The 18,268-nt window shown below is 64.7% G+C and carries 20 protein-coding genes; 6 read left to right on the forward strand and 14 right to left on the reverse strand.

The genetic code is table 11. The features are described 5' to 3' along the window. Positions 1 to 6 precede the first annotated feature (6 nt). The 3 genes from rpoD to GGR39_RS07845 all read left to right on the forward strand — a co-directional run bounded on the left by rpoD (position 7) and on the right by GGR39_RS07845 (position 5,568). Positions 7 to 2,046, forward strand: coding sequence for an RNA polymerase sigma factor RpoD (rpoD, locus tag GGR39_RS07835; RefSeq protein ID WP_183616627.1), 2,040 nt, complete (start codon positions 7 to 9; stop codon positions 2,044 to 2,046). A 182-nt stretch (positions 2,047 to 2,228) separates the two neighbouring features. After that, positions 2,229 to 4,976 carry an ATP-dependent DNA helicase gene (locus tag GGR39_RS07840; protein ID WP_183616628.1) on the forward strand — a complete coding sequence of 916 codons (2,748 nt, stop codon included), beginning with the start codon at positions 2,229 to 2,231 and terminating at the stop codon, positions 4,974 to 4,976. Between the two features lie 46 nt (positions 4,977 to 5,022). Next, positions 5,023 to 5,568 (forward strand): SixA phosphatase family protein, encoded by a 546-nt coding sequence (locus tag GGR39_RS07845; RefSeq protein WP_183616629.1) that lies wholly within the window; start codon positions 5,023 to 5,025, stop codon positions 5,566 to 5,568. 30 nt (positions 5,569 to 5,598) lie between these two features. Here the strand turns inward: GGR39_RS07845 and GGR39_RS07850 are convergent, their stop codons facing one another. From GGR39_RS07850 to rpmF, 5 genes are all read right to left on the reverse strand, one after another. Further along, positions 5,599 to 6,006 (reverse strand): MerR family transcriptional regulator, encoded by a 408-nt coding sequence (locus tag GGR39_RS07850; protein ID WP_183616630.1) that lies wholly within the window; start codon positions 6,004 to 6,006, stop codon positions 5,599 to 5,601. A 46-nt stretch (positions 6,007 to 6,052) separates the two neighbouring features. Further along, complete coding sequence (locus GGR39_RS07855; protein ID WP_058736953.1) at positions 6,053 to 6,349, reverse strand: integration host factor subunit alpha; 297 nt, start codon at positions 6,347 to 6,349, stop codon at positions 6,053 to 6,055. Positions 6,350 to 6,459: 110 nt separating this feature from the next. Further along, positions 6,460 to 7,428 (reverse strand): beta-ketoacyl-ACP synthase III, encoded by a 969-nt coding sequence (locus GGR39_RS07860; RefSeq protein ID WP_183616631.1) that lies wholly within the window; start codon positions 7,426 to 7,428, stop codon positions 6,460 to 6,462. Then, positions 7,428 to 8,501: a phosphate acyltransferase PlsX gene (gene plsX, locus GGR39_RS07865; protein ID WP_183616632.1), complete on the reverse strand. Its 1,074-nt coding sequence runs from the start codon at positions 8,499 to 8,501 to the stop codon at positions 7,428 to 7,430. The genes GGR39_RS07860 and plsX overlap by 1 nt, the downstream gene beginning before the upstream one ends. A 32-nt stretch (positions 8,502 to 8,533) precedes the next feature. After that, positions 8,534 to 8,713 carry a 50S ribosomal protein L32 gene (gene rpmF, locus GGR39_RS07870; protein ID WP_058736956.1) on the reverse strand — a complete coding sequence of 60 codons (180 nt, stop codon included), beginning with the start codon at positions 8,711 to 8,713 and terminating at the stop codon, positions 8,534 to 8,536. A gap of 164 nt (positions 8,714 to 8,877) precedes the next feature. Between rpmF and GGR39_RS07875 the strand changes: the two genes are divergently transcribed. Next, positions 8,878 to 9,270 (forward strand): MAPEG family protein, encoded by a 393-nt coding sequence (locus tag GGR39_RS07875; protein WP_183616633.1) that lies wholly within the window; start codon positions 8,878 to 8,880, stop codon positions 9,268 to 9,270. 6 nt (positions 9,271 to 9,276) lie between these two features. On the opposite strand, the gene GGR39_RS07880 is transcribed toward GGR39_RS07875, so the two are convergent. Together GGR39_RS07880 and GGR39_RS07885 are read right to left on the reverse strand one after the other, a co-directional pair. Beyond that, on the reverse strand, positions 9,277 to 9,921 hold the full coding sequence (locus GGR39_RS07880) for an MBL fold metallo-hydrolase (RefSeq protein ID WP_058736957.1): 645 nt from the start codon (positions 9,919 to 9,921) through the stop codon (positions 9,277 to 9,279). A gap of 124 nt (positions 9,922 to 10,045) precedes the next feature. Continuing rightward, positions 10,046 to 10,684, reverse strand: coding sequence for a S24 family peptidase (locus tag GGR39_RS07885; protein ID WP_183616634.1), 639 nt, complete (start codon positions 10,682 to 10,684; stop codon positions 10,046 to 10,048). A 98-nt stretch (positions 10,685 to 10,782) separates the two neighbouring features. Here GGR39_RS07885 and GGR39_RS07890 point away from each other — a divergent pair, with 98 nt between their 5' ends. Both GGR39_RS07890 and GGR39_RS07895 read left to right on the forward strand, forming a co-directional pair. Then, positions 10,783 to 10,971: a hypothetical protein gene (locus GGR39_RS07890; RefSeq protein WP_183616635.1), complete on the forward strand. Its 189-nt coding sequence runs from the start codon at positions 10,783 to 10,785 to the stop codon at positions 10,969 to 10,971. Then, positions 10,961 to 11,332, forward strand: a complete 372-nt coding sequence (locus GGR39_RS07895) for an HAD family hydrolase (RefSeq protein WP_246388478.1) — start codon at positions 10,961 to 10,963, stop codon at positions 11,330 to 11,332. The genes GGR39_RS07890 and GGR39_RS07895 overlap by 11 nt, the downstream gene beginning before the upstream one ends. Before the next feature lie 19 nt (positions 11,333 to 11,351). On the opposite strand, the gene GGR39_RS07900 is transcribed toward GGR39_RS07895, so the two are convergent. The 7 genes from GGR39_RS07900 to GGR39_RS07930 all read right to left on the reverse strand — a co-directional run bounded on the left by GGR39_RS07900 (position 11,352) and on the right by GGR39_RS07930 (position 18,245). Next, complete coding sequence (locus GGR39_RS07900) at positions 11,352 to 11,813, reverse strand: RES family NAD+ phosphorylase (RefSeq protein WP_183616636.1); 462 nt, start codon at positions 11,811 to 11,813, stop codon at positions 11,352 to 11,354. 2 nt (positions 11,814 to 11,815) lie between these two features. After that, the gene (cysS, locus tag GGR39_RS07905) at positions 11,816 to 13,255 is read right to left on the reverse strand and encodes a cysteine--tRNA ligase (protein ID WP_183616637.1); all 1,440 of its coding nucleotides are present in this window, start codon (positions 13,253 to 13,255) and stop codon (positions 11,816 to 11,818) included. A 93-nt stretch (positions 13,256 to 13,348) separates the two neighbouring features. Beyond that, positions 13,349 to 14,086 (reverse strand): alpha/beta fold hydrolase, encoded by a 738-nt coding sequence (locus GGR39_RS07910; protein ID WP_183616638.1) that lies wholly within the window; start codon positions 14,084 to 14,086, stop codon positions 13,349 to 13,351. A gap of 19 nt (positions 14,087 to 14,105) precedes the next feature. Next, the gene (locus GGR39_RS07915) at positions 14,106 to 14,771 is read right to left on the reverse strand and encodes a nitroreductase (RefSeq protein ID WP_183616639.1); all 666 of its coding nucleotides are present in this window, start codon (positions 14,769 to 14,771) and stop codon (positions 14,106 to 14,108) included. Then, entirely contained in the window at positions 14,771 to 16,585 is a 1,815-nt protein-coding gene (gene cobT, locus GGR39_RS07920) for a cobaltochelatase subunit CobT (protein ID WP_183616640.1), read from the reverse strand. Before cobT ends, GGR39_RS07915 begins: the two co-directional genes overlap by 1 nt. A gap of 170 nt (positions 16,586 to 16,755) precedes the next feature. Next, positions 16,756 to 17,406 carry a fructose-6-phosphate aldolase gene (gene fsa, locus GGR39_RS07925; RefSeq protein WP_183616641.1) on the reverse strand — a complete coding sequence of 217 codons (651 nt, stop codon included), beginning with the start codon at positions 17,404 to 17,406 and terminating at the stop codon, positions 16,756 to 16,758. A 131-nt stretch (positions 17,407 to 17,537) separates the two neighbouring features. Then, on the reverse strand, positions 17,538 to 18,245 hold the full coding sequence (locus GGR39_RS07930; RefSeq protein WP_183616642.1) for a DUF4197 domain-containing protein: 708 nt from the start codon (positions 18,243 to 18,245) through the stop codon (positions 17,538 to 17,540). Positions 18,246 to 18,268 lie beyond the last annotated feature (23 nt).

Raw genomic sequence — 18,268 nt, forward strand, 5'->3', positions numbered from 1 at the left:
GGTAGAATGAGCAAGAACGACACCAACGGCGGCGATAACAATTCCGACGGCACCGATGCGCCGTTGATCGACCTCAACGAGGCTTCGGTCAAGAAGCTGATCGCGCGCGCCAAGCGTCGCGGTGTGATCACCTATGACGAGCTGAACGAAGCTCTGCCCCAAGACCAGATGTCCACCGATCAGATCGAGGACATCATGGCCGCGATCTCGGAAATGGGCGTCAACATCGTCGAGAACGACGAAGGCGCCGATAGCGAGGAAGAACGCGAAGCGGACGACGCAGAGAACGAGGCGGAGGAGGACGATGGTTCCGCTCCGCGCCAGAACGTCGATCCTGCCAAGAAAAAGGAAACGATAGAGCGCACCGATGATCCGGTGCGCATGTACCTGCGCGAGATGGGCGCGGTGGAGCTGCTCAGCCGCGAAGGCGAGATCGCGATCGCCAAGCGCATCGAAGCTGGCCGCGACATGATGATCCTGGGCCTGTGCGAAAGCCCGATCACGTTCCACGCCATCATCCAGTGGTCCGAAGCGCTGAACAACGGCGAGATGCAGCTGCGCGAGATCCTCGATCTCGACGCCATGCTCTCCAAGGAACCCGCCCCCGAAACGCTGACCGACGACGCCGAGGAAGGCGATGGCGAGATCAGCGAGGCGACCGCCGGCCCTTCCTACAAGGAAGAGGACGAAGTCGAGGAAGAGCCCGAATCGTCCGATGACGACGAGGACGGCGTCGAGCGCCGGGCCAAGCGCCCCGTGGAGGAAGAGGAAGAGGACAACACCCTCAGCCTCGCGCAGATGGAAGCCGCGCTCAAGCCTGAGGCGCTGGAGAAGTTCGCGCAGATCACCGAGATGTTCCAGACCTTCGAGAAGCTCCAGTCCGAGCGGCTCGATGCGCTGGCGCTGGGCGTCAATTTCTCCGCCGTGAAGGAACAGCAGTACCACCAGCTGCGTGAAGACCTGACCGCGCAAGTGGAATCGGTGAAGTTCCACGCCACCAAGATCGAATACCTGGTCGACAATCTCTACGCCTTCAACCGCCGCCTGACCGCGCTGGGCGGCCAGATGCTGCGTCTGGCAGAGCGTCACAAGGTTAAGCGTACCGATTTCCTGACCGCCTATGTCGGTCGCGAACTGGATGATACCTGGCTTGCCGAGATGGGCAAGAAGGACAAGAAGTGGCTGGCTTTCGCAGAGAGCGAGGCCGATCCGGTCGAGCGCATTCGCTCTGAAGTGTCGGACATCGCCGCTGCCACCGGCATGGCGCTCCCCGAGTTCCGACGCATCGTCAACATGGTCCAGAAGGGTGAGCGCGAGGCGCGCATCGCCAAGAAGGAAATGGTCGAGGCGAACCTGCGGCTCGTGATCTCGATCGCCAAGAAGTACACCAATCGCGGCCTGCAGTTCCTGGACTTGATCCAGGAGGGCAACATCGGCCTGATGAAGGCGGTCGACAAGTTCGAGTATCGGCGCGGCTACAAGTTCAGCACGTACGCGACGTGGTGGATACGCCAGGCCATCACCCGCTCGATCGCCGACCAGGCGCGGACCATCCGCATCCCGGTCCATATGATCGAGACGATCAACAAGCTGGTGCGCACCAGCCGCCAGTTCCTCCACGAGCAGGGCCGCGAGCCCACGCCGGAGGAAATGGCCGAGCGTCTGTCGATGCCGCTCGAAAAGGTCCGCAAGGTTATGAAGATCGCCAAAGAGCCGATCTCTCTCGAAACGCCGATCGGCGACGAGGAAGACAGCCATCTGGGCGATTTCATCGAGGACAAGAACGCGATCATCCCGGTGGATGCCGCGATCCAGGCCAACCTCAAGGAAACCGTCACCCGCGTGCTCGCCTCGCTAACCCCGCGTGAGGAACGCGTGCTGCGCATGCGCTTCGGCATCGGCATGAACACCGATCATACGCTGGAAGAAGTTGGCCAGCAGTTCTCGGTCACGCGTGAGCGTATCCGCCAGATCGAAGCCAAGGCGCTGCGCAAGCTCAAGCACCCCAGCCGCAGCCGCAAGATGCGCTCTTTCCTGGACCAGTAAGCACCCGGCTCCAAGCAGTATATCAAACACCCGCGACCACGTGTCGCGGGTGTTTTCGTTCAGGACCCGCAGAGTAGCCTACCAGGACCCGGACCAACTCTTCGGCTACCCACCGCTAGATCGGTCTGCGTTTGAACCGCGCCATGTTTACATTTCGTTCCGCCCTCCCCATCGTGAGATAGATGGACTCGCTCGCCCTTCCCGCGCTTCATGCCAGCCATGCCGGAACGTGGCTGCGTGAGCGGACCGGCGTGACCCGCACGGTGGGCAAGGGTGAGGCGGTGATGGCGGTGGCAGACACGCCGCACCTCATGCTCAACGCCCCGCTGGTCGCGACACGGCTGGGCTATCCCGATCTGTCCGGCCTCGATCTGTTGGAACTGTTCGCTTTCATCCACCCTGCGCGGTTCGTGGTGCCGACGCCCAAGGGCCTGGCCCATGCGCTGGGACTGCTCGAGCCGAGTGACGACGCCCAGGTTCCGCAACTGTTGCAGCAGGCGGCCGCAGCCCTGCTCGCCGTCTGTCAGGACCCTAAGTGGGTGGAGCGCGAGGGCGCGTGGAGCGCTCTACAGTCCCTTACCCGCCTGCGTTGGCCATGGAGCGGGCCTCTCACCGGTTGCATCCCCCGCCCGGAACGCGCGGAGCGCTGGCTATTCAGCAAGCTGCCTGAGTGGGAGGAAGCGGGCGAATCAGCTCAGCCCCGGCAAGTCGAGCTGGGCGAAGCCGATACCCTGTCTCGCCTGGCGGAGCTGACCGGCCACGCCGCCGAACAGCGAACCGGCCAGCGCGATTATGCCGCGCGGGCCACCGGCGCGTTTTCGCCGCGCCGCAAATCCGGTCAGCCGCATCTGCTGCTGGCGCAAGCCGGGACGGGCATCGGCAAGACGCTGGGGTATCTCGCCCCGGCCTCGCTGTGGAGCCAGCTTTCCGGCGGGACGGTGTGGGTGTCGACGTTCACCAAAGCGCTGCAACGGCAATTGCGCCAGGAAAGCCGCCGCGCCTGGCCGGAGCGGCGCGCCGATGGCACGCAGCCGGTGGTGGTGCGCAAGGGGCGTGAGAACTACTTGTGCCTGCTCAATCTGGAGGATGCGCTGCAGGGCGGCTTTGCCGGGCGCGCGGCGATCCTGGCGCATCTTGTGGCGCGGTGGGCGGCTTACACGCAGGATGGCGACATGATCGGCGGCGATCTGCCAGGGTGGCTCGGCACCCTGTTTCGCCAGCGTGGGATCGCGGCGCTGACCGACCGGCGCGGCGAATGCGTCTATGCCGGCTGCCCGCACTATCGCAAATGCTTCATCGAACGGGCCGCCCGCGCCAGCGCCAGCGCCGACCTCGTAATCGCAAACCATGCCCTCGTCATGGTCAATGCCGCGCGCGGACGCGATCATGCCGCGCGCCCCACGCGGATCGTTTTCGACGAGGGGCATCATGTGTTCGACGCCGCCGATTCGACCTTTGCGGCCGCCCTTACCGGTGCCGAGGCGATCGAGCTGCGCCGCTGGGTGATCGGCCCGGAAAAAGCCTCACGCGGGCGGCGGCGTGGCCTTGCCGCTCGCCTTGCCGATGTCGCCAGCTATGACGAAGCGGGCGGTCGCGCGATCAGCGCCGCACGGGAGGCGGCTGAGGCACTGCCTGCCGACGGTTGGCTGCAACGCTTGGTCGAAGGCACACCCTCCGGCCCGGTGGAGGAACTGCTCGGGGCCGTGCGCGCGACTGTCTATGCGCGAGACGAAAGCGGCGGCACCGAAGCCGGCTATGGCCTCGAAACCGAGGCAGCCGGTCTGGAGGGGCCGTTCGTCGAACAAGCGCAGGCCGCCCGCGCCGCGTTGGCAGAGTTGCGGCAGCCGTTGATCCGTATCGGCTCGCGGCTGGAAGCGCTGCTGGAAGAGCCGCCCGACTGGCTGGACAGTCAGGGCCGCCAGCGAATCGACGGCGCACGTCATTCGCTCAGCTGGCGGGTCGATCTGCTCGCCGCTTGGGAAGCGCTGCTGGAACGACTGGGCGGCCCCGCCGATCCGGAATTCGTGGACTGGCTGGCTGTCGATCGCGGGGAAGCGCGTGAGTTCGATGTCGGCATTCATCGCCGCTGGGTGGACCCGATGAAGCCGTTCGCCCGCACCGTGCTGGAACCGGCCCACGGCGTCGTCATGACATCCGCCACTCTCACCGATCGCACCGGGCGGGAGGAGGAGGATTGGGCTGTCGCCGTGGCGCGCAGCGGGGCGCCGCATATCGGCATCACGCCGCAGATGTCGGCGCACCAGAGTCCGTTCGACTATCAGGCGCAGTCCGAAGTGCTCATCGTCACCGATGTGCCGCGCGGCGACATCCCCGCGCTGGCGGGGGCCTATGGCCGGTTGATCGAAGCATCGGGCGGCGGCGTCCTGGGCCTGTTCACTGCCATTCGCCGCCTTCGCGCCGTCCATGGCCGCATCGCCGATCGCCTCGCACGCGGCGGACTGCCGCTCTATGCCCAGCATGTCGACCCGATCGACACCGGCACTTTGGTGGACATCTTTCGCGACGATCCGGCCGCCTCGTTGCTGGGGACCGACGCTTTGCGCGATGGCGTGGACGTGCCGGGCCGCTCCTTGCGACTGGTGGTGATGGAGCAGGTGCCCTGGCCCCGTCCGACCATCCTGCATCGCGCCCGCCGGCTCGCTGCCAGCGCGGAGAAGAACGGCGCGCAAAGCTATGACGATGCGATCATCCGGGCTCGGCTGGCACAGGCGTTCGGCCGGCTGATTCGCAGCAAGGACGATCGCGGCCACTTCGTCGTCCTGTCATCCGCGTTTCCGTCCCGCTTGTTGACCGCGTTTCCAGCCGGGACGCCAATCCACCGCGTTACGCTGGACGAGGCCTTGCAACGCGTCGCCGCTCATGGTGAGGAGCCGGGCATGAGCAGCACCGAAGCCGCGCGCGCATCATGATCGCGCGCCTTTCCCACGCCGACGCCTCCGCGCGGATCGACCGCCCATGAAGAGGCTGGCCCTGTTTCGCCACGCCAAGTCCGATTGGAACGACGCGCGGCTGCGTGATTTCGATCGGCCGCTCAACCAGCGCGGGCGAACCGGTGCGGCGCTGATGGGGCTGCATATCCGCGATTATGGAATGGACTGGCAGCGGATCATCGCCTCCCCCGCCGTCCGCGTGACGCAGACGATCGAGCTGGGAAGCGAGGCTGCGGGCCATACGCCGCCGGTCATCTGGGATCGGCGGATCTATCTCGCCAGTTCGCCGACCTTGATGGAGCTGCTGCGTGAGCAAGACGAACAGGCGGATGCGATCATCATGGTCGGCCACAATCCCGGGTTGGAGGACCTGATCTTCGATCTGGTGCCCGATGATGGCAAAAGCCCGCTGCGCGATGAGGTGGAAGACAAGTTCCCAACAGCCGCCTTCGCCGTTCTGGAACTGGCGATCGATGCCTGGAGCGAGATCGATGACGGCTGCGCGCGCCTGGTCCACCTGATGCGTCCGCGCGATCTGGACGCCCGGCTGGGTCCTTCGCTGGAAGACTAAGTCGTCGCTGCCTTTGCCGGCACTGAGCCGTCAGTCGCGGTCGAGCGCGCCGGCCAGTTCTGCGCGAATTTCGTGAAGGCGTGCCATCAGCTGCGATGGCTCCACCGTCGTTTCCAATTTCGCGGTCAACGGCTCGGTGGCAGCTTCTGGCACCCTGACCGTTTCAGCGCTGGTGGCGCCCTGTCCCGTTTCCAGAAACTGCCGCGCACCGCGCAAGGTGAAACCTTCGCGATGCACCAAGCGGTCGATCTCGGCGATCAGGGCTATGTCTTCGGGCCGGTAATAACGCCGCCCGCCGCTGCGCTTGACCGGGCTGAGCATCGGAAACTGCTCTTCCCAATAGCGCAGCACATGCTGCCGGATGCCCAGCACCCGGGTGACTTCCCCAATGGTCCGCAAGGCATCAGGCGCCTTGCCGTCTTTGAAGTCTGGAATCATGGCGCTACCATAGCGCCTTGATGCCGCCCCCGTCACGCAACGATCGTCACGCGGCGGTGATGCGATCCTTCAGCATCTGGCTGGCGCGGAAGGTCATCACGCGGCGTGGAGTGATCGGCACTTCGACGCCGGTCTTGGGATTGCGCCCGACCCGTTCACCCTTGTCCCGCAGCAGGAAAGTGCCGAAGCCGGAAATCTTGACGTTTTCTCCGCGAGATAGGGCCTCGCACATGTGCCGCAAGACGGACTCCACCATCCCCAGCGACTCGGCACGGGACAGGCCGAGCTTGGTATGAATGGCTTCGGCAATGGCTGCGCGTGTGAGCGTCTCTGTCGAGCGCATCGTTCCCTACCCTTTTCGCAAATAACCCCGGGGCGGGATCATAGATTTTTGTTTGAATAAATCAACAAATGTGCAGAAAAACGCGCATCAAACTGTACTGATGCGTCTGATTACATGCGAACCAGGCTTGCACCCCAAGTGAAGCCGCCGCCCATGGCTTCCAGCATGACCAGTTGACCCGGCTTTATGCGCCCGTCCCGCACGGCCGTATCCAATGCCAACGGCACGGATGCGGCGGAGGTATTGGCGTGGCGATCCACCGTGATCACCACCTTTTCGGGCGGCAGGTTCAACTTGCGCGCCGTCGCGTCCAGGATGCGGGCATTGGCCTGATGCGGCACCAGCCAGTCGATATCGCTCGTCTGCAGGCCCGTTTCGGCCAGCACTTCGTGCAGCACGTCGGCCAAGTTGACCACGGCATGGCGGAAAACCTCACGGCCTTTCATACGCAGCTTGCCGACGGTGCCGGTGGTGGACGCACCACCATCGACGTAAAGCAACTGGTTGTGGTTGCCGTCCGCATGGAGCTTGGTCGCCAGGATGCCGCGCGGCGAATCGCCCGCCTGGTCCTGCGCTTCCAACAGGATCGCGCCGGCGCCATCGCCAAACAGCACGCAGGTGGTGCGATCTTCCCAGTCGAGAATGCGACTGAACGTTTCCGCGCCGATCACCAATGCGCGTTGCGCCATGCCGGTGCGCAGCATCGAGTCCGCCACGCCCACGGCATAGAGGAAACCGGAGCAGACAGCGGCGACATCGAAGGCGATGCCGCCGTGACAGCCGAGGTTGTGCTGCACGATCGTGGCGGTGGCCGGAAAGGTCTGGTCCGGTGTGGCGGTGGCGAGGACGATAAGGTCCACATCTTTCGCCTGCACCCCGGCGGCGGCGATCGCGGCGCGCGCGGCCTCGGTGGCAAGCGATCCGGTGGTCTCGTCGGCTTCGGCAATGTGGCGCTGGCGGATGCCGGTGCGCTCTACGATCCACTCATCCGTGGTATCGACGCGAGCGGCCAGTTCGGCGTTGCTCACCACGGTGCGGGGCAGTGCCGAACCGGTGCCGATCACGACCGAGCGACGCATCAGGCGCGCTCTTCCTGCGCCGATGCGCCATTACGGCGCATGCGCAGCGATTCCTCTCCCACTCGGGCAAGGTCGGCGGTTATGCGATCGGTCACGTCTTCCTCCAACAGCCGCGCGGTGACCGCGACGGCATTGGCGACACCCGCCGCATTGGCGCTGCCGTGGCTTTTCACGACGATGCCGTTGAGGCCCAGGAACACCGCGCCATTGTGGTTGTTCGGGTCGAGATGATGCTTCAGCAGCTCGGTCGCCGGGCGGGAGACCAGAAAGCCGATTTTCGAGCGCAGTGAACTGGCAAAGCTGCGGCGCAGGAGGTCACCCACGAAGCGGGCGGTACCCTCGATCGCCTTGAGCGCGATGTTGCCGGAAAAGCCGTCCGTCACCACGACATCGACATCGCCGCGGCAGACCTTGTCTGCTTCGGTAAAGCCATCGAACGAAATCGAGAGATCGGCGGCGGCGGCTTTCAGCACGTTTGCGGCATCGCGCAGTTCGTCGGTGCCCTTAGTTTCCTCGGTACCGATATTCAGCAAGCGCACGCGCGGCGATTCACGCCCGGTGACCACGCGCGAATAGGCCGCGCCCATGATCGCGAATTGCACCAGGTTACGCGTGTCACATTCGGTGTTGGCGCCAAGGTCCAGCATGACGACATCGTTGTCGCCCAGCGTCGGCAGCAGCGCGGCCAGCGCGGGACGGTCGATCCCCGGCATGGTGCGCAGCGCAAGCTTGGACATCGCCATCAAAGCGCCGGTATTGCCGCCGCTGACGGCTGCGCCGGCATCGCCGGTTTTCACCGCGTTAATAGCCAGGCCCATGGATGTGCTTTTGGCACGACGGATCGCCTGGCTAGGCTTATCCTCGCCAGTGATCACACCATCAGTGTGGAGAATTTCGGACGACGCCCGCAGATTGGGATGCGCATCGAGCGCAGCCTTGATCCGCGGTTCGTCACCCACGAGCAGGAACTTGAAGCGATCGTGGCGGCGGCGCGCGAGTGCCGCGCCTTCCACCATCACGCGCACGCCCTCGTCACCGCCCATCGCGTCAACGGCGATACGCGGCAAGCTCATCGATAGTCTCCTGCCTTAAGGAACGTCAGGTCTTACGCTTCGACCGCAACGATCTCACGACCATTGTAATGGCCGCAGGCAGTGCAAAGATGGTGAGGACGCTTCAGTTCACCACAGTTGGTGCACTCAGCGAATGCTTCCGGCTTCAGCGCATCATGGCTGCGGCGCATGCCCCGGCGGGACGGGGTGGTTTTTCTTTTAGGGACAGCCATTTCGGCACCTGTTCCAAAACGTTTGAATGGTTAAGTCAAAAAGGCCGCCGAGACCTGAAGGCCGGCGGCTTTCGCGAAGGCGCGCCTATAACCGATTTTGCGCTGGTTGCAAGCCGTAGTCGGTCAGACCATGCTGGCAACATAACAGGGGAATGCCTTCAATCATGATTCTACAAACCACCTTGAGCTTGTCCGCCGCGGCCGCGATCATCAACATCTGGCTGGGGATCCGCACGGGCCAGGTTCGGATCGGCAAGAAGATCATGCATGGCGACGGGGGCGACGCGCTCTTGCTGCAGCGGATGCGGGCGCAGGCCAACTTCGTGGAAAACACGCCCTTCGCGCTGATCCTGATCGCGGCGATCGAGCTGACCGGCAAGGGTAACCAGTGGCTGGCGATCGTTGGCTCCATCTTCATGCTGGCGCGCGTGGCCCATGCATTCGGCATGGACCGCGCCGGACCCAACCCGCTGCGTGCCGGCGGCTTCATCATCACCTTACTGGTGCTGCTGGGCCTGGCGGCTATGGCGGTGCTGATCGCCTTGGGACGCTTCTAGCTTCCCTTAGCGGGCGAGAGCGGCGTCTCCCACGAAGGGGTTGGAGCGCCGCTCATCGCCGAACGTGCTGATCGGCCCGTGGCCCGGCACGAACGTGGTTTCGTCCCCCAGCGGCCAGAGCCGTCCGGTGATCGAATCGAGCAAGGTCTGCAGATCGCCGCGCGGAAAGTCAGTCCGGCCGATCGAGCCTTGGAACAGCACGTCACCCACGATCGCGAATTGCGAGGGGGCGTGGTGGAACACGATGTGGCCCGGGGTGTGCCCGGGGCAATGATAGACGTCCAGCTCCAGCTCACCCACCGTCACCCGGTCGCCGTTTTCCAGCCACCGGTCAGGCTCGAAGCTGTGCGCTTCCATGTTCCAGCGTGCACCGTCCTCGTCCAGTTGCGCGATCCAGAAGCGATCCTCTTCCTGCGGGCCTTCGATCGGCACGCCCTGCTCCTTGGCCAACTCGCCCGCCAGGCCGCAGTGATCGAGGTGACCATGCGTCACCAGAATCTTCTCAAGAGTGACGCCGGTCTTCACCAAGGCCTCCTTCAGCCGATCGAGGTCACCGCCCGGATCGACCAGCGCGCCCTTCATCGTCTTGGTACACCAGATCAGGCTGCAATTCTGCTGCAGCGGCGTGACGGGCACGATAGCGACCCGCATCGGAGGCTGTGGCGTTGGCGGTTGGGAAGTTTGTGTCATGCCGTGGGAAATGGCCACAGCCGCCCGCGAATGCAACCGGCGCGATGCCGGGCCAATCCCCACCGACGCCGCGAAAGCTCGCGTGTCAAAGTCGGCCGCTCTTCCATACGACCCGGCCGATCACTTCCACCTCGCCGAGCTCGCACTCGATGGGGGCGTAGACCTTGTTGTCGCTCAGCAGAGTCAAACGGCCCGGAAGGCTGGTATCGATCCGCTTGACCAGCAAGGCCCCTTCCCGACGAACCACATGGATTCCATCACGCAGAGTTTCGGTGCCGCGCTCTACCAGAATCTCGTCCCCATCGCGCAAGGCCGGTTCCATCGAGTCGCCACGCACCGCGATCGCCGAAAGCCGATCGGGTTGCAGCCCCTGAGCGCGCAGCCAGCGGCTGGAAAAGCGGAAGCTGCCAACCGCGCTCTCCCCGGAAACTTCCGCGCCCGGCCCTGCCGACGCGTAAAGCGGCAGGCGCGGGATGTCGATCCACTGCGCCCGCCCCAGATCTAAGTATTTTTCCTGTGGTGCACCAAGGTCTGTCGGGTCGATCCCGAAGAACTCGCTCAGCGTGGCGCGATCGGTCTCCTCCAGCTTGCGAGGACTGCCCTTGCGGACGAATTGCTGCAGATAACTGGCGTTTTTCCCGATCAGCCGGGACAGCTGCGAAAGGCTGACCTGCCGCTCTTCCGCAAGAGCCAGCAGGCGACGGCGCGTAGGGTCCAATTCCATGTTGTCAGCATAGTGAAGGAAAAATCCTAGACAAGTAGGATTTCGCTTGGAACAAATGGAGACCACAGATCGAGTCACGCACGAGTGAGAGCCACCGGATGATCCTGCACCGCGTAGAACAGTTCCTGCGCCTCCACGACATGCCGTGGACCAAATTCGGCCGCCTCGCCGCCGGAGATCCGCGCCTGGTGGAAGACATGCGCAACGGCCGCGAACCCCGCCCCGCGATGATCCGCAAACTAGAACATTTCATGAACAATCATACGGAGAATACCAATGCTTCTTGAAGCGGCCCGCCCTTCCGCCATGATCACAGGTCTGCGCGAACAGGGGCTGCGCGGCCCCTGGCTTCGCTTGTTGCGGGTGCTGATCGACCTCGCCGGCCCCGGCCTGCAACTGCTGCATCATTCCGAGCAGGCGTGGTCCAGCGCCACCTTTCATGGCGCACGGCATACGTTCACCCTGTTGTGCGAGGGCATCGATGGGGTTGCGGCGGGCGAACGTCTGATCGCAGCTCTGCCCGATCACGAATTTACCTTACCCGGTCGCCTCGTGGCCGATGCCCAGATCGTGTCGGTCGACCACGGCTTGCTGCCCTCGCCCAGCCTGACGATGACGGTGGCGCTGTTGGTGCTGGACGATGACTGACGGCGCGGTGGCCTGCCGCTCAACCGCCTTGCGCAAACCGCTCGCGCATGGGCGGGGTGTGCAGGCAGGCGGCGAAATCAAACGGCCGGGTGCGCAGTGGCGGCACCCCCGCCGCATCCGGATGGCGCGGGTTCAACAGTACCACATCCGCTTCGGGCAGCACGCGCGAGGATATCGCAGCGAGGAGCGAACGGCGCTCCTCCAGCCAAAGCCCCACACTGTCGCGCAAGCGGCGATCATCGCCATCGTCCGCCATGCGTTCCGGCACGGCGTCCACTTCGGTCCAACCGAGCACGTAGTCTTCGGCAACGCCCGCAAGATCTGGTGGCAGGTATCGCAGCGTGATCAACACGGCGAGGGCGGCCTCGTTCGCCAGTGCGACCACGGGCAGGCCCGGCGCGCTGTAACGGCCGCCATGGATTCGCGCGCCCTCTCCGTCCAACGCCGCAAAGGGCGCGCGGGTAACGCGCCACAGTCGCATGCCTAAAGCTTCCACTCCCAGCCCAGCGGATCGCCGTCCATCACCTCGACTCCATAGGCCGCAAGTTCGTCACGCAAAGTATCGGAGGTGGCGAAGTCCTTCTCGGCCCGTGCCGCCTTGCGCCGGTCCAGCAGGGCATCGATAGCCGCCTCGTCGATCGTTGCCGCGATCGGGCGCAGGCGCAGATCGGCGCGCGTGAGGCCAAACAAGTCCAGGCCCAGAACCGAATCCATCTGCTCGACCACGGCGCGCTTGGCCCCGGCGTCTATCTTCTTGGCCGCCAGCACATCCTCCAGCGCGGTGAGGGCAATCGGCGTATTGAGATCGTCGGACACGGCCGCGTCGAACGTCGCCAGCATCGGCGCCAGCTTGGGATGCACACCCTCGCCCGCCGACACATCGCGCAGCCGCTCGGCCGCGATCAGCATCCGCTTCAACCGCGTCAGCGCCGCGCCCAGGTTCTCCCATGAGAATTCCAGCTCGCTGCGATAGTGGGCCTGCAGGCACATCAGTCGGTAGGCAAGCGGGTGATAGCCGCTGTCGACCAGCAGCTGCACCCGCAGGAACTCGCCGCTGGACTTGCTCATCTTGCCCGAGCGTTCGACCAGGAAGTTGTTGTGCATCCACATCCGCGCGCCGGAATTGGCCGGCACGTCCAGACCGTTGGTGCAGCAGAAGGCCTGATTCTGCGCGATCTCGTTGGGATGATGGATCTCGCGGTGATCGATGCCGCCGGTGTGGATATCGAAGGGAAAGCCCAGCAGGTCACCCGACATGACCGAGCATTCCAGATGCCAGCCCGGCGCGCCGCGACCCCACGGCGAATCCCACTCCATCTGCCGTGTCTCACCCGCCGGGGTCTTGCGCCAGATCGCAAAGTCGGCGGCGTTGCGCTTGCCCTCCACCGCCTCGATCCGGCCTTCGCCCTCGTCGGTGTGGGCGCGGGCCAGCCGCCCGTAATCGCTAACGGTGGAGACGTCGAAATAGAGCCCGCCGTCCAGCTCGTAGCAATGCTTGTCGGCGATGCTCTGGGCGAATTCGATCATCTGCGGCACATAGTCCGTAGCGATCGACCATTTGGCCGGCTCGCGCACGTTCAGCGCGCGGATGTCGGCCCAATAGGCTTCGGTATAATGGCGCGCGATGTCCCAGATGGACTGCGCTTTCTGGCGCGCCATCTTCTCCATCTTGTCCTCACCGGCATCGGCATCGTCGGTCAGGTGGCCGACATCGGTGATGTTGATGACGTGGGTGAGCGCGTAGCCCTTCCAGCTCAGCGTCCGCCCCAGCACATCGGCAAAGACGTAGGCGCGCATGTTGCCGATGTGCGGATAATTATAAACCGTCGGCCCGCAACTATAGACCCTCGCCTCGCCAGGATGGACCGGCGCGAACGCCTCCAGGCTGCGGGTCAGGCTGTTGTAGAGCTTCAGCGTGGTCATGGCCGGGGGACTTACGCAAGGCCCCCGGCCAGTCAAGCTTCATGGGTAACGGCGATCCACACTGAGATCACCAAACCGCGACTTACCGGCGTGCTATTTCTTAGGGCCCGCAACCGCATCGATCATTCGCGCCAACTCGTCAGGCGTCGAATAGAACGGCGAGTGGTCGGTATCCAGCGTGGATATGGGGCACGGTTGGGCGGCGATCATTGCGCGTTGGAGGCCGGGGTGGATGGTCTCGTCCTGCTCGCATAGGATGTAGTGGCGAGGGATGCGGCCGTAGCGTTCGGGGGTCAGAACCAGCGGCGCGGCGTTCAGGCCGGTCGGCTCGGGGCTGAGGCGGGCAAAGGCCTGGTCCGCCAGATCCGGGGGTGTGCGCGTGTAGAACGTGGCGCGCGCGGCGTCGCGATCGGTGCAACGGGATGTCCGGCCATCTTCCGACAGGGTGAGCGTGTGACGAAACTGCGCCATGCTGCCATTAGGGTCGTTCTTGAACAACGCGCCCATCGTTTCGCCCGGCAGCGGCATCACGCCTGCTACATAGACCAGCTTGGAGACGGCGTGTGGAGCAAGCTCAGCCGCGCGGCTGATGACGATGCCGCCTCTGCTGTGGCCGACCAGAGTAGCCGGTTCCCCGCCTGCGCCGGCCATTCCCGCAATGAACATCGCCCATTCGTCCAGCGTGGCGACATGCCCCGAGGCGGCATCCGCGCCTATTCCGGGCAAGTCAGGCGCCAGAACTTCGTGGCCTTGCCCTTCCAGCAGGGGCTTGATCAGTTCCCACGACCAGCCGCCGTGCCACGCGCCATGGACCAGGATGATGCGGCTCATTCGCCGGCAGCCAGTGCCGTCATTCCCAGCCGTCGAACCGCACGTGCTCGTCCAGGGGCACGCGCGGACGCTCGAAGTTGTTTACCGGTGCAGCGGGATCGCGATAGCCGATGGCGATGCCGCAAAACAGGATCTGCTCGTCATCCGGAACGCCGATCTCGGCCTTGATCAGCCGGGCATAGAGGCTCATCCATTCCTGTGGGCAGCTGTCCAGCCCTTCGCCGCGCAGCAGCAGCATGATCGTCTGCAGCCACATGCCCACGTCGGACCATTGCGGCGGCCCCATGAACCGCTCGAAATGGCAGAGCAGCAAAACGGGCGCGCCAAACGAGACGATGTTGTCACGCGCGAAATCATGGCGGCCCTGCTTGTCGTCGCGCTTCACATCAAGTGCACCGTACATGCGCGCGCCTACGTCTTGCAGGCGCGCGAGATGCAACGGCGACGCATTGGGTTCCGAGAAGCTGTACTCAATCGGGTCCTGCGGCTGGGCAGCCAGCATCTTGCCCTGAAGCGCCTTCAGCGGCGCGCCGGTCAGCACCGTGGCGCGCCAGGGCTGGAAGTTGCAGCCCGACGGAGCCATGCGCGCCTGATCCAGGACGCGGCGGATCGTTTCCAGATCGACGGGCTTGTCCCGAAAGGCGCGGATCGAGCGACGGCTGGCGACGGCTTCGGCGACGTCCATCATTCTTCCTCGAACAATCCAGCAAGCTGCTCGATCATGGTGCCGCCCAGTTGCTCCACGTCCATGATCGTCACCGCGCGGCGATAGTAGCGGGTCACGTCATGGCCGATGCCGATGGCGACCAGCTGCACGGGGGACTGCCGCTCGATCCAATCGATCACCCGCCGCAGATGCGCCTCCAGATAGCCGGCGCTATTGACGCTCAGCGTGGAATCATCGACCGGCGCGCCATCGGAAATGACCATCAGGATGCGGCGGTCCTCCTGCCGGCCGAGCAGCCGCTGGTGCGCCCAGAGCAGCGCCTCGCCGTCGATGTTCTCCTTCAGCAGACCCTCGCGCATCATCAGGCCCAGGTTCTTGCGGGCACGCCGCCACGGCTCATCCGCCTTCTTGTAGACGATGTGGCGCAGATCGTTGAGGCGTCCGGGATGAGGCGGCTTGCCATGGGACAGCCAGGCTTCACGGCTCTGCCCGCCCTTCCACGCACGCGTGGTGAAGCCCAGGATCTCCACCTTCACGCCGCAGCGTTCCAGCGTGCGGGCCAGCACATCGGCGCTGATCGCGGCGATGCTGATCGGCCGCCCGCGCATCGAGCCGGAATTGTCGATCAATAAGGTGACGACGGTGTCCTTGAACTCGACATCGCGCTCAACCTTGTAGCTCAGCGATTGGCCGGGCGAGACGACCACACGCGCAAGGCGGGCGGCATCCAGCATGCCTTCCTCCTGGTCGAAATCCCACGAACGGTTCTGCTGCGCCATCAGGCGGCGTTGCAGGCGATTGGCCAATCGGGTGACGATGCCCTGCAGGCCTTTCAATTGCGCATCGAGGTAGGCACGCAGCCGCGTCAGCTCTTCCTCGTCACACAAGTCATGCGCGCCGACCACCTCGTCGAAGGTTTCGGTGAAGACCTTGTAGTCGAACGTGTCAGGGATGTCGGTCCACGGGCGATTGGGGCGGACAGGCAGCATGCCCTCCTCACCCTCTTCGCCTTCCTGGCCCTCCTCCATATCGTCGGAGTTTTCGCCTTCGGACTCGCTCTCGCCGTCGTCTTCGCCTTGCGTGGGTTCGGCCGCGACTTCGTTGGGCTGCTGCTCCTCGCCCTTGTCGTCGCCGGTTTCCTGTTCCTCGGTCTCCTCGTCGCCGTCCATATCCTCGGCGTCGTCCGGCTCCTGGGGCAACTGCTCGGACCGCGTGAGTTCCAGGTGCTGCAGCATGTTGAGCGAGAGCGACTGGAACGCCTTCTGGTCCTCCAGCGAGCCCGCCAGTGCCTCGAAATCGTCGCCTGCGCGCTCCTCGATCCAGCGGCGCACCATATCGACGCCGCCTTGCGCCAGCTTGGGCACGGGCTGGCCGGTCAGGCGCTCGCGCAAGAGCAGCGCTAGCGCGGACTGGACGGGCACTTCATCGGCGCTGGTGGCGCGCGTGATCGGATCGCCGCCCATCCGCACGCCGAGCGACGCATCGAGGTTATCGCGCATCCCCGCGAACTTGTTGGCGCCCAGCGCTTCGTATCGGATCAGCTCGACCGCGTCGTAACAGGCCCGCGCGGCGGGCTCTATCGGAGCATTGCGCTGGTGGAGCCGCTCGTCATGATGGCGCAGCTTGAGCGCGAAACTGTCAGCAAAGCCCCGCGCCTGCATCGCCGCCGCACGCGGCAAGGTGCGGCCCGGCATCGGCACGCGAAAGGTGCCGCCGGTGGCGCTGGGTGCGTCGGACGTCCAGTTGACCTCCACCTCCGCATCATGCGCGATGGCGCGGCTGGCTCCGGTGAGGACGGACTTGAAGCGATCTGTGGGAGATTCGTCGGACATATCGCGCAGAACGCTAGACGGGTCAGGTTGGTGGCAGCAAGCCTGACGACGCCCGATTGCCCATAGTTCGTCATTCGCGCGCCGATGCCGCGCACTTCGGCGCCCCCCAGCCCCGACCCTCGCCATTATCGCCTATGCGGGAATGACGAGGGTCAGGAGGAGGCGTGACGTCAGATCGTCTGGCCGGTCTTCGCCCAGTCCGCCATGAAGCCTTCGATGCCCTTGTCGGTCAGCACGTGCTTGAACAGGTTGTGGATCACCGCCGGCGGGGCGGTCATCACGTCCGCGCCGATGCGCGCGCATTCCAGGACATGGATCGGGTGGCGGATCGAGGCGGCCAGGATCTCGGTTTCGAACGCGTAGTTGTCATAGATCAGGCGAATGTCGCGGATCAGGTCGAGCCCGTCGAAGCCGTTGTCGTCATGCCGGCCGACGAAGGGCGAGATGAAACTTGCGCCCGCCTTGGCCGCCAGCAGTGCCTGATTGGCCGAGAAGCACAGCGTGACGTTCACCATCGTGCCATCACCGGTCAGCTTTTTGCAGGTCTTCAGCCCGTCCACGGTGAGCGGCACCTTGATGCACACATTGTCCGCGATCTTGCGCAGGATTTCCGCCTCACGCATCATCCCGGCATGGTCGAGCGCAACCACTTCGGCGCTGACCGGGCCATCCACCAGGCCGCAGATTTCCTTGGTCACTTCCATGAAGTTGCGACCGGACTTGGCGATCAGCGACGGGTTGGTGGTGACGCCATCAAGCAGGCCGGTTTCGGCCAGTTCAGCGATTTCCTTGGTGTCGGCAGTGTCGACGAAGAACTTCATGATGCGCTTCCCTATAGGCCAGTTTGCGCGACGCTATAGGGAAAGGGTGTCAGGGCCGCTAGAGCCTGACGCACTGCTAAAAGTCCACGCCGTCACCCGCCTTGCGGCAGGTGACGGGCGTGAATCTTGCCTCAGCGCGGTTGCGCGAACACGCGTGCCAGAGCCGGATCGCTGGAGGGGTTCTTGCGCAGTTCCGCCTCCTCCGCGCCGATCTCGTACCAGATCGCATTGTCGGCGTTGAGCGCAAGAGCGTGGGCGGCGTCCGAAAGGTCCACGCCCGCCAGCGCGGAGAGCGCCTGGCCGACCAAGGGATCGTCCGCCACCTGCATAAGGCGGTTCAATTCCGGGATCATCGCATTGACCAGCGCCGGGCCCATCTCCGCGCGCAGGAAGCTGGTGGCGGCGGTGGGATCGCCTGTGATTAGCGCGGCGACGTTCTGGATGCCGATCGTGCGAACGGTATCCGCCACCAGCGGCGCGGCAGCGCGAGCGCCATCCTCGGCGATGATGTTCAGACGGTGCTGCAAGCGCTCCCGGAAGGCGGGTGATTTCAGGATACCCTCCATCACGCTGCCCCGCTTGCCGAACAACACCGGCAGGTTGATCCGCGCGACCGAGCTATCCCAGAAGCCGTCGGGCGCGGTCAGGCGTGCGAACGCCCGCTGTGTCGAAAGCTCTAACAAACGGCGCACCGCATCATCATAAGAAAACGCGGCGCGGCCGCCCACGGTGGTGCATCCGCCCACCAGAAGAAGGCCAGCCAGTACGCCGCCGCCGGCCAACAGCCCCCGCCGGTTTACCGCAGTCCCCATCCACAGCCCCGACTTCACTTCGCGCATACGCAACTCCTTCCCGTAACCGG

Source organism: Novosphingobium fluoreni (genome assembly GCF_014196615.1).
Taxonomy (GTDB): domain Bacteria; phylum Pseudomonadota; class Alphaproteobacteria; order Sphingomonadales; family Sphingomonadaceae; genus Novosphingobium; species Novosphingobium fluoreni.